This window comes from Sinorhizobium sp. NFACC03 (assembly GCF_900103435.1).
GTDB lineage: Bacteria > Pseudomonadota > Alphaproteobacteria > Rhizobiales > Rhizobiaceae > Ensifer.
In genome coordinates this window covers 1-11,494 of record NZ_FMXF01000015.1, presented here as the reverse complement: position 1 = coordinate 11,494, position 11,494 = coordinate 1, and the positions used below count along the sequence as shown (strand labels likewise).

The following is an 11,494-nucleotide window of genomic DNA, read 5'->3' as shown; positions in this document are numbered from 1 at the left end:
TATCGGCCGACGGCATCCCGCCCGCCGTCGATCGAACCGCGCGTGATCTCGTCGATGACGACATCTCGTTCAAGCTTAGTCGAAAGGGCCTCAACGGCCTTGAACGGGCTCCCAACAATGCGCCATCTAGCTCTCAAGCGCTGCCTCCAAGTGCGAAGAGGCCGACCTCATCTATCTCGTCGCCTCTGACCGAAGTTGGTGGCAACTGCAGCTGATACTGGATTCGGTTTAATTCATTCAGTCGGACCAGAAGAACGGCCCTTGCGCGTTCACTTACGGTGAACCGCAAATTTTCTCCTATGGGAAGGTAATTAACTTCATGGAAACCGTACTCGAGATCAACGTCGCCAAATCCGTACGCGACAATAACTGCATCATTTAGCTCAATCTGAAGTTTTCGGAGAGCTTCAACGGCTTCTGAGTGCATCCTCACATCGTGAAGATCATTATAGAAATCAGTCATCCCCTTAGATTCTGTGATCATATACTTTTGACGCGCTTCGAAAAACCTCCTTCCAATCTCTGCCAGCTGGGGTGGGTCTTCCACCAACGCTCTTGAAGGGAACGGAAAAGTCTCAAAGATCGACTCCTGAGTGTACCGTAGGCGAGACTCCTTGCGTCCGCCGTGCCGCCACGCCCAGATCGCATGTATGTCTGACGACAGAACTGCGAAGGTGGAATAGTTGGATTTCGCAATAACACACAGCGAGTCCCCGAAAATCAGGTGATTGGGGAGCAAAGTGAAACAAGGATACTTTGTCGCCCCTCTCGCCATCACGATCACCTGCGGCATTGGGTCGCCGCGAAGCCAGTGTCTTGGGTGACTTTCGAATAAGCGGCCCCGGCCAATAGCATGATATAGCGCCGGCCGTCGTTCTTTGTGCTGCCACCATTTTTGTGGAATTGGTGCCCTGAGTACGAATTCCCCGTTTTCGTCACGCCGCTGGCGAACGGGCTTAACTGTGTCCTCAATCACCGAGAACGCAACATTGTAGGCTGCGCTCCGCTCTTCACTCCAATCCCAAAAATTAATAATCCAACGATCTGTCGAATGATCTGGATTCTGATTTACCTGCTTCGCAATGATATATGGGTACAGAATATCTGCATACTCTGGCCGTTCGCGCAGAGTGGCAGCTGCCCATTCTGCTGAGACGAGAAATCCTTCACCGTTGGGCGCAGTTCCTTCAAATACCAAATTTAGATTCGATGCTAGTGTTTTAGGAAGCCAACTATCGTCCGTCGCATGGAGCTGTGTGGATATAGTATCAACAATCGTATTGTTGAGATTGAAGCTGCCGGCCCACGTTTGCCTTGTTATGAAGACCTGATGAACCACTATAGAGGCTTTCCCGGGCCACTTGAGACTCGTGCGGGCATTGTAAATAGTGCCTCCGGAGCTTGCGATCTGATCAAATCCTATAACGCGTGAGTCTCCATGTGAAATAGTGTCCGTCCCAAGCAAGCCAAGGAAACCGCCAGGGGCCAGCATTTCAAATCCACGCAGGTAGAAAAAGACGACTAAATCAGCCTTCCCTTTTTTGTTGCATGAAATGTAGTTGGTAATGTACTTCCTGTAGCTGGAACCGAGGGCTTTTTTCATCCTCGTGTCTCCCAAGAACGGGGGGTTGCCTACAAGCGCGTCAAATCCACGTTTGGACGCGACAAACACCTCCGGGAATTCCAGTGGCCAGTGAAACGGGCGTCTTGGTTTCTTCCCTTCACGAGAATCAGCGTTGAGCCCTTCCATTGCACGCTGCTGCAACAGCTCGACAGTGCCCGGGTTTCCTTCGAGAGCTAAACCGACCTCAATCGATAGAGCCGTCGTGTCTAGCTTATGTCCTTGCGCCTTAAACGCTTCCGCAACCAGAGCATCCGCGGCCGCTTCAGCGATCTGAAGTTTGCGACGCACCTCCATGTCGAGGCTAGCCATGGCCTCTATGTCGCGAATATCGCGTATCGGTGTTTCTCGGAGGGACGAGCGCAGTTCGATTGCTTCGTTTACGGAGGTGTCGATTCTAGCCGCGAACAGCTTTCTGGTGGTTTGGCTCTCCGATTTCAAATCGAAAGCAATTAGCTGCGTGATATCTGTTATTCCAAGAAGGCTATCACCACATCTCAGGTTGTGATCCAAGAAGCCAAACGGCCGACCTTTTGCCAGGGTTACGAGCCAAATCGATAGCTTGGCGAGCTCGACTGCCAACGGGTTCATATCGACACCGTACAGGCAGCGTTCTGCGATCAGTCTCCGCGCAACGACGAGTCTTTCCTCGCTGTTTCGCGGCAGCGGCTCGCACGCCCCTGAATCGTCAACGACTTCGCCTTTTGACGTCACAGTCTTTCCGGCGGTCTCGGCTTCCGACCATGCCTCCGTCAAACGCTCGGACAAAAATCTACACACCTGTACGAGGAATGCGCCCGAACCCATCGCCGGGTCACAAACCTTCAGGTTCAACAGTTCGGATGGAGATTTAAGCTGCCATTCATCACGGGTGGCACCAGTCGACGGTCCTGAGTAGACCAGCGGCTCTAAGGTATCTCGGACAATAGCTTCGGTGAACGATTTCGGTGTGTAGTGCGTCCCCGTCTCCCTCCGATCGGACCCGCTCGCCACCATGAAGGTGCCCTTTGGATAAACGAGCGGATACCCCCATGGGTCAGTGCGGAGCAGGTGAAAATATGGCTTCACCCGATCCCTAAGTGCCCGATCGGCATGACATGCCGCCAACAACTTTTCGACCGCATCATCGTCTACGACGGCATGCAGATCACTCCGTATGCGACTCGCTGAACTTTCCGTGCGCTCCTTGAACAGCTGTTCAAGCGCGTCCGGCCCCCTGGCTGACGCATTCTCTACTTCTGGAAGCGTAGCCCACGGATTCAGTGCATCCTTCGTCGCATCGAGATCAAGCGTGACTTCGTTCGCACGCTTGACCGTACGCTCCAGAAGACCTTCATACACGTACCCGATCTGCTCGACATCGAGCGCCATGTAAGAAAGCGTCCGTCCCCTGAAGAGCTGAACCGCTTCGAGCAGCAGCAGCACCGTACGATTGTCGATCGGCAGTGGCCGCGCCAGATCGGCTTTCCAGTTCGAGCCGCGTGGCCGCCCCTCCAAGAACGGGAACCGGTCGGGATCGAACAGTGACCCGCCCATTGCCGGCAAGCGCAGCGCTTCATGGTCGATGCCGCCATAAACCGCGCGGAAGAGCGAGAGCAGCCGCGACCAGGCATCCCACCGCTTTTCGAGGACTTCCGGGGACTCGGTCAAAAGCTGCGATCGCAGTGTCGAGACCGCATAGTTGGCCTCGTAAAGCTCGTCGCCCATCAGCAGAAGGCCGCGCTCTTCCGCCGAGAGCAAGAACACGATCCGCATCATCACGGTCAGGCCGGCTTCGTAGAGATCGGTCGGCTCCACCCCCTCCAGCAGGGTGCGATTGCTGTCCACATGCGCGCGATCGAGCGCTTGGATCAACACTTCGACGGCGCGCCTGACCTGCTCGCCCAGTGCGTCGGTCACCTCATCCTGATATTTGAGCGAATTGTCGAGCAAGGCCGGTAGCTGCTCGCTGCGATCGACAAAGAAGCGCCGGATACCCAGCAAGCTGACGAAGGCTTGCAGCGTGATCGGCTCCTGCGCCCACAAGCGTCCATACCAGCTCGCGAACGTCGTCACGGCACCCACTGGGGCGTCGACGAGCATCCACTGCTCGCCGTTGGTCACGAGACCGAGCCGGACACCCGCCGCACGGCACAGTTCGACCATACGCTCGCCGGGGCTCGCCGACCACGTGCCTTGCTTGAACGCTTCACTCAGGACAACTTGCGGCTCGTAGGCCGCGATCAGCATCAAAGGCGTCGCGCTTTGCCCGTCGACGACGACGAAATCCGGCATCAATGTGACCACGTGCTCCGGCAGCTCGCATCCGATGGAAGGCAGATCGGTGCCAGATTTCAGAACGTCGGCGGAGCCGTCTTCGTCGAGCTCCAACCCCTGGCGCAGAACAAATGTGATCCAGGCGTCGTGGATACGCAGGGCGTCCGGATCGTCGAGATCAATGGCTTCGCGCCACTCGTCGTAAGCCTGACGGATCGTCTTTTTCTTGGTGCCGTCCAGGCCTTCCAACCCCTGGGGAAACGCCTCTTTGAGAACCGGCTCCGCGAGGAACGGGCCGGAGACTTCGATCAACGAAAGCCATTCGGAATGCTGCGACGTGTAGCTCATGCTGCCGTCCTCCACGGATGGCCTTCGGGGACTAGAAAGATTACCGCCGCGGGGAACGTCTTGACCTGAAAGCCGGCGAAGCGCTGCTCGATCGCTTCGATCTCTTGTTTCTTTTCCTCGGGGATGCGAGCGAGTCGCAGTTTGAGAGCTTCGATATCGCGCCTCAGTTGCGTTCGGTCGTCTTCGGACCAGAACGAAAGCTGCCGCGGCTCTTTTTCTTTCTTCAATTCGTCCCTGATGGCGCGCGCCAATTCGTCAAGAACGGCGGTGATGTCGTACGCTTCTTGTTTTTTCCGGTTCTCCAGCGTGTTTTCGAGATTGCGCAAGCGGTCACGCGATCGCGCCTCCACGGCTTGATGGACCGGCTCTCTGTGCTTTTCGAAACGCCGCTGCAGTCCCTCGAACAGACGGTCGTCGGAGGGGATTGTCTTGGCTTTTTCGAGCCAGGATTCGACCTGGGTCACGCGCGCCTCTCTGGCGAACGATCCGTCTTTGAGGAGGCCTCCCGCCACCGTCAGTTCTTCATGAAGACGGTGATGATTGCCGCCGGTGACGACCAGACGCGAAACCACCACGACGGCGATGTCGTCGATTTCCGACTTCGGGAGTCCTCTGACGTCCACACGGTTGATCTTCTTCACGTCGCTCTGCGCCCAGATTTGTGCGCGCATGAATCGCAAGCACATCTGCACTAGGCGGTGATTGAGGTGGATGAGAACGACGTCGTCGCGCCCTTTGGCCACGTCATGGTCGAAGGTGATCGGCCGTGTCTTGCCGGTATGGGGATGCCGCAGGCCTTCCACGCAGCGCGCCCACGATCCCGTCAGTGCCGGCATTTCGAAGACCGTACCGCTGGGGGCACCGGCCAGTTCCACCGGTATCAGCGGCGGTTTCTTTTCGAGGGCGAGGCCCGTCTTGACGGCCGCGCAAATGCGCTCCGGCGTCAGATGAAAATCTCGCGACGTTTCGTGAAGTCGATCATGCAGTTTGGCGATGCGCTCTTTCAACTGGCGCTCGGCACGCACGAAGCGCTTCGCTTTGGCGCTGCGCGCTTCGGCTTCCCGCGTATCCAGTTCGCGCCGGGTCCCTTCGATGAGACCCGCCATCTGTGGCGCGATCACGGGATTCACGCTGCCCATGTCCTCGCGCATGGCTTCGAGCTTGGTGAGCGCGCGGATGATATCGTCCCGGTGTCCCCCGAGTGTATTTCTACCTGCCACAACGCCGTCGACCGGATGCCAGATCAGAACTTCTCCATACTTCTGGCCGTGACGGTCGATACGGCCGTTACGCTGTTCCATCACATTGGGATTGTAAGGGATTTCGAGGTGGATGAGGCAGTTACAATAATTCTGGAGGTCGATACCTTCCGACGCCGCATCGGTCGCCAGCAATATGCGAACCGCCGCGTCTTTCGGATTTGTTTGGAACGCGGCTTTGACCTTCTCGCGCTCTTCCTGATCCATGCCGCCATGGATGATGGATAGACGATCGCCGCCATACCCGCTCGCGGCGAGTATCTCGTGTAGCCACCGATGCGTGGTGCGATATTCGGTGAAAAGGATGACGCGCCGGTCGTTCCACTCTCCGCCCGTTTTCAGGTTCTCTTCGATCCAATCGACGATCGCCTTGGCTTTGCTGTCGGTGCGGTTGGCGGCTTTCTGTGCCCAGTCGCGCATGCGCGACAAAAGACGATTTTCTTCGTCGGTCAGGGGGGCGCTGCGCTTGCTCGCTTCCTCGACCGCTTCGCTCTGTGCCGTTTCGACCTGGCTATCGTCCGCGTAATCTTCCTCGGCTTTGAGGATCGCTTTGCGCAGAATGCGATCTCCTATCCTGTCGTCGACGATCTTCGGCTTGCCCGTCGTCAGAGTCGCAAAATGCCGCTCCAGCGTGGAGGCGAACGCCGCCGGCGAAGAGAACAGCCGCTTTTTCAGGATCGTGTTGACGAACATCGTACCCGCCGCGCCGGCTTCACGCGCGGTCTTTTGGCGACTGGTGCAATAGGCGTCGAGCGTCTTGTGCATGTCACGTTCGTCGGCGGTGAATGGGATCGACAGCGCCTGCAGATTTCTCTTCGGGTAGAGCGGCTTGCCATCTTTGTCGACGAGATCGGTCTTCAGGCGGCGGATCATCACCTGCGAGAGCTGCTTGTCGTCCGGCAGGATGTTTCGCGAAAACCGTTGGTCGTCGAGGAGCTCGAGGAGCGAGGTGAAAGACTCGGTATAGCCGTTGTGCGGGGTCGCGGTCAGAAACAGACGGTGCTGAAAGTGAGGCGCGATCTGCCGCACGAACCGGGTTCGCTGGCTTTCGAGCATGTAATGCGCGGTGCCCGCCGGGGCGACGTTGTGCGCCTCATCGACGACGAGAATGTCGAATTTTCGCGGATAGGTCGCCCTGACCGGCAGGATATCCCGCAGCATCCTCATGGGCTCGCCGGCTTTCGCCCAGTCGACCGACACGATCAGACGCGGAAACGAGGCCCAGGGATTGGCGTGGATGCCGCGCGCGCGGCGCAGCTCTTTGACGTATTCGGTATCGACGATTTTGAACTCGAGGCCGAACTTTTCGAGCATCTCGACACGCCACTTTTCCTGTAGCGAGGCGGGACAGACGACGAGAACGGTACGCGCGCGGTGGCGCAGCAGAAGCTCCTGGATGACCAGCCCCGCTTCGATGGTCTTGCCCAAGCCGACATCGTCGGCGATCAGCAGATTGGCGCGCGCCATATCGATGGCGCGCACGAGCGGATCGAGCTGAAAATCTTCGATGCTGACGCCGCTACGAAACGGTGCCTGCAGAAAACTCCTGTCGGCGTTGGTCGCCGCGCCCCAGCGCACGGCGTCAAGAAAGGATTCGAGACGATCGGAGTCGTCGCGGCCCGTGATCTCGGGAAGGCCCGCGCGTTCGACGATATGGGCTCCCGGCTCGATTTCCCAAATGACGTCGAGTTCTTCGGCCAAACTGTCTTCGTCGACAGACGACAACGTCACGCGGTGTTGCGGCTTGACCGTTTCACCCGGTGCCTTGCCGGCCTGGACATCGGCGACGATCCAATGACGTCTTCGTACTTCGACGAGTTGCCCTGGCTCCGGCACGCCACGAACCATCGTTACCCCTCCCGCGGGTCTCGCTTCTATCGCGCTTGTCATCAAGCGGCTCGTTTCTTGGGCCCGGTGTGCTCTTGGACGTGAGCCACGATCGACTTGCCGATCGCTTCGCCGAGTTTCACCGGGACGGCGTTTCCGATGAGGCGTCCGATCGTTTTGCAATAAATCGGATCGCCCTTGCGCACGAATTTATAGCTCTTGGGAAAGCTCTGTAGGATCGCGCCCTCGCGAAGCGAGATGGCCCGGTCTTGCTCCGGATGCCCGAACCGGCCGTTGCCGAACCCGAAATATTGCGTCGTCATCGTCGGTGCCGGCTGGTCCCACTCCATGCGTCCGTAGACGCTCGGATAGGTCTTACCCGTCGTGCGCTTGTGGCAGTCCGCTACGAGGTCCTCGTCCCAATCACGCCAGGTGCCCCCGGGAACGGAGGCGCGCATGCGGCGCATATTGAGGTCGGAAAGTTCGCTCGCTTGATGGAGCGGATCGGACGCGCAAGCCTCTCCGGCCTTTATGCGCGGCAGCTTGCCGATCGCTTGGCGAACGGTCTTGGGTTTCAGTTCGGTCCGCACGAGGTCTATCGGGCCCAGTTTGGAGGCGAGCAGCACGAGCCTTTGCCTTTGCTGCGGCACACCGAATTCACTACAGTCGACCACCTGATAGGTGACGTGAAACCCCAGGGACTGGAGCTTCGATACGAACTTTTTGAAGACCGCCTGCCTTGCGAGATTGGGCACGTTCTCCATGGTGATGAAGTCGGGATCGAGCTCTTCGGCGAGGCGTCCGAAATGACCGAGCAGATGCCAGCGCTCGTCGGACGGACCCAGTTTTTGTTGATAGGTGGAGAACGGCTGGCAAGGCGCGCAGCCCGCCAGTAGCGTGTAGTCCGCGCCCTTCACCTTTTGCACGAGATCGCGGCCATTCAAGTCCGCAACAGACTTCAGGAGGAAGGCGGCCTCGTTGTTCTCGGAGTACGGATAAGCACAGGCCGGATCGATATCGACGCCGAGATTGACGTCGATGCCGGCGTTCTCCAGTCCCTTGGTAAGGCCGCCAACTCCGCAAAACAAATCGATCGCCGCGATGCCGCACTCGCGTGAGCTACGCTTCGTTTTCTTCTTGGCTGCGCTCGACGTGCGTGGCATTTCCCCCTCGATCGTTCAAGATTTTTCCCCGGCCATGCCGGCCTTGATCGCCAGCAAGCGCGCATATTCTTCGACACTGATGACGACCACGACCGGACGGCCGTGTTTTTCGACAGTGACCGGCTCCGCACAGGCGGTGTCGATCATCCCGAAGCCGTAATTGGCGTCTTTGGCCGACAATGTCTTCACAGAATCAGCCGCCAGAAATCGCCATTTTGGCCATATTCGTCAATGGCCTGCGCGAGGGCAAGTATTGTTTGGACCTATCCGGAACAGATTTTGGCGTCGCCGTCAGTGATTATGGAATGTCGATATCCGCTTCGGCCCGCGCGGCGTGGGGCCTCACCAAGTAAGGACAACGGCGGAAAAGGCCGAAGGTTGAATCACCCCGCTTTGTAATACTGGACACGCTATATAGTCTTCGAGTTCGATTTCGATCCAAAATCACTTAATGGCTGTATTCACTCAGGGGGAAAATTTGACGCTTCATTCGAACATCATCGGAGAAATCAAAGAGAGCACGAGACTTTATCGGGTCTTCCCACGGCATCACTTCCTGTCTTTGTTCAAGGAGAACCGAAACGCTCTGGCTCGCCCCGCCATTTGGGAGGACCCGTTCGAGAACGTCGTTCTGAAGGCCGAGACCGTCACGGGAAATGGGGAGCGAGGAAGATTTGGCTTCCACAACGATGTTTATGGCCAATGCTGGACATTGGAAACGGCCTCGGACGCGATCTGGCAAATCTACTCTCGCGGGAAGGACGCGATACGGGTCCGAACGACTGTCGGAAAGTTATTGCACAGCCTGGCGGCCAACCATGGTGAACGGGCCCCCGCGACCTGCTTCATCGGGCGCGTGGATTATCTTTCCGACAACGGGCTGCGCGAATTTTCCCGCACAGTTTTCAAAAGCGGCATTGGCGGAGAAGCGATCGCGCGTTCGCTCCTGGCGAAACGCAAAGCATATCGGCACGAGAACGAGGTGCGCCTGATCTACATTGAGCGAAGCGACACCAAGCATCCGGATGGGCTCTATAAGTACGCGCTCGAGCCACGTGATATCATCGATCAAATCATGGTGGATGGCAGAGTGACGTACGACGAGTTTCTGCCATTCAAGAAAGAAGTCATGGAACTCACACGCCTGTCGGAGCGCCAGGTCATGCGGTCGCTGCTGTATCAGCCGCCCAAAGATTTCTTGGTGGAAGTACCGTAGGTAAAAGCCCACCTCTCACGAATTTCTGCTTCGCTCGAGCCCTCCGTCACCCTCAGAAGCGAAGGGGTGGCGGCGGAACCAGCGAAGGACGAACCGGCCTGCTTTGATGGTGGGCTCCCGAGCCCTCTTTGTCTTGCGCGAAGGATCGTCACCCGCATGGGCGGAGAACTGGAGCGCCTTGTGATGACCAATAGCATCGTCACGGCGGCAGCGCCCAGCCTGTCGATAACACGACAATGCTGGTCGGCCTTACCCCGCCTAACCCTGGCCCGGCATGTGAGGCAGCCAGAAGCCCACTAGCACGGGCTGCTCCATACGCACTCTCGATCAAGCGGCTGCGTATTCGCGCCACGGCTCATACCAATCCTCGAGGTTATCCTGTTCCATAGCCGCACGAAGACTAGCTCTAACGGAATCTGCTTTGTCTGATTGGAGGGCAGCGTTCAGGCTTCGCATCATCGCCGCGTCTTGGGGGTCTACGACGACTATCGGCTCGCCCTCAAGGTTAAGTTCCTGTCCTTCAACCCTGTCCAAGTAAGGTTGGACGGTGGTGACGTTCTTATGACCCATCATTTGCCGGGCGTTCTCAAGAACCAGACTGGCCTGCCAGAATGGTCCGTGCAGCGCGCGATCCTTCAGGTACAGGTTCCTCACGATCTCCTGACAGAAGGCATGACGCAGCATATGGCCAGAGCCAGGGACTCTCGCCTCGCCGAAAATTAGACCGAGGCGGTTCGAGATTGCTTCCTGAGATAGGGCCCTGTTCTTGTTTGATAGGAAGACATTATCCGGAAGAGATTTCCGCTTTTTGAACCGGCGACGCACAAAATCAGCACGAGTGGTCCAGACATAGTCCAAAATCTCAAGGAATAGCTTTATCGGGATTGGCGCATGTCGAAGCCCAGTTTTTTCTTCTATTTCACAAAAGACCAGTTTCCGGCCACTCTTTTGCATTCCTTTCAGAGCTTGCTTGATGATCCTCCGGTTCTCGGGAAAATGATGCTTTTTTAGAACCTCTTTATAGGATGCAATCTTCCTGAAGACGGCTTCATCTCTAAGTCCGTTAAAGAGTGAGGCGACTTTCAGGGTCGAGCACCCTCCCGCTCGAAATCCACCCCAAGCCATGAGGCTTGCGATTAGATAGTACTTCTCCGCAGTCTCCGACTGCCCGAAACGCGCAGCCGTATCAATTACTTCAAGAACCTGGTCCTCGTTGGGGGTGGTACGCTTCTTCCGCCCCTTCCTTTCTTCCGACTTCGCGTATTTCATTGGCGTGGTATGCAGCCCGTTCTCCGTCGAAAACAGTGTTTCCGAAAGATTTCCGAGCGTTCTCCCATGCAAAACCTGAAGTGTCTTGCCACGAGATTCCATCCAGTACCTGTAAAAAAGCAGAATTACGCGTAGTTTATTCGCGTTAGTCTTAGTGATGTTGAATTTTTCTTTGAAACTAGTACCTCTGCACAGAGGATTTGACGTGTTGGTTGGGTTGCAGCGTGGGTAGGCTGTTGTGGTCGACGAGCAGTTTGATACTGCGGGCGACACCGGGCTGCCTTTGGATCAAGCCGGCGTGCTCGAGGGTGCGCACCATCTGGTGGACGGAGGGTGGGGTGACTCCGAAATAGCGTTGCAGGTCGCGTTCGGCGGGCGCGCGTCCGTTGATCTGGCTGTAGGCCCAGATGAAGGCGAGGTACTGGCCCTGCTTCTCGGTGAAGCCGGGTGCTGCTGGCGTCTTCCCGTCAAGTAATTGATTCATTTTTCGATTCATCCGGAACCTCCGCAACCGAAGGAGGCTTTCCGGATGAAT

The 11,494-nt window shown here is 57.2% G+C and carries 7 protein-coding genes; 1 reads left to right on the top strand and 6 read right to left on the bottom strand.

Annotated elements, in window-relative coordinates; genetic code table 11:
- Positions 1 to 133: 133 nt before the first annotated feature.
- From BLU35_RS18910 to BLU35_RS18895, 4 genes are read right to left on the bottom strand one after another with little or no spacing between them, the layout of a single operon-like run.
- Positions 134 to 4,225 (bottom strand): Eco57I restriction-modification methylase domain-containing protein, encoded by a 4,092-nt coding sequence (locus BLU35_RS18910; RefSeq protein WP_176907317.1) that lies wholly within the window; start codon positions 4,223 to 4,225, stop codon positions 134 to 136.
- A complete protein-coding gene (drmD, locus tag BLU35_RS18905) occupies positions 4,222 to 7,332 on the bottom strand; it encodes a DISARM system SNF2-like helicase DrmD (protein ID WP_093234042.1) in 3,111 nt (1,036 codons plus the stop codon). The genes BLU35_RS18910 and drmD overlap by 4 nt, the downstream gene beginning before the upstream one ends.
- 41 nt (positions 7,333 to 7,373) lie before the next feature.
- Positions 7,374 to 8,474 carry a DNA cytosine methyltransferase gene (locus BLU35_RS18900; RefSeq protein WP_093234041.1) on the bottom strand — a complete coding sequence of 367 codons (1,101 nt, stop codon included), beginning with the start codon at positions 8,472 to 8,474 and terminating at the stop codon, positions 7,374 to 7,376.
- A 15-nt stretch (positions 8,475 to 8,489) separates the two neighbouring features.
- Positions 8,490 to 8,663: a type II toxin-antitoxin system Phd/YefM family antitoxin gene (locus BLU35_RS18895; protein WP_093234040.1), complete on the bottom strand. Its 174-nt coding sequence runs from the start codon at positions 8,661 to 8,663 to the stop codon at positions 8,490 to 8,492.
- Positions 8,664 to 8,925: 262 nt separating this feature from the next.
- On the opposite strand from BLU35_RS18895, the gene BLU35_RS18890 reads away from it, so the two are divergent.
- Positions 8,926 to 9,690, top strand: coding sequence for a hypothetical protein (locus tag BLU35_RS18890; RefSeq protein ID WP_093234039.1), 765 nt, complete (start codon positions 8,926 to 8,928; stop codon positions 9,688 to 9,690).
- A 327-nt stretch (positions 9,691 to 10,017) separates the two neighbouring features.
- Here BLU35_RS18890 and BLU35_RS18885 read toward each other — a convergent pair whose 3' ends face one another.
- Complete coding sequence (locus BLU35_RS18885; protein ID WP_093234038.1) at positions 10,018 to 10,959, bottom strand: site-specific integrase; 942 nt, start codon at positions 10,957 to 10,959, stop codon at positions 10,018 to 10,020.
- Between the two features lie 178 nt (positions 10,960 to 11,137).
- The coding region (locus BLU35_RS18880) for a LexA family protein (protein WP_502688161.1) at positions 11,138 to 11,494 on the bottom strand (357 nt) is incomplete at its 5' end.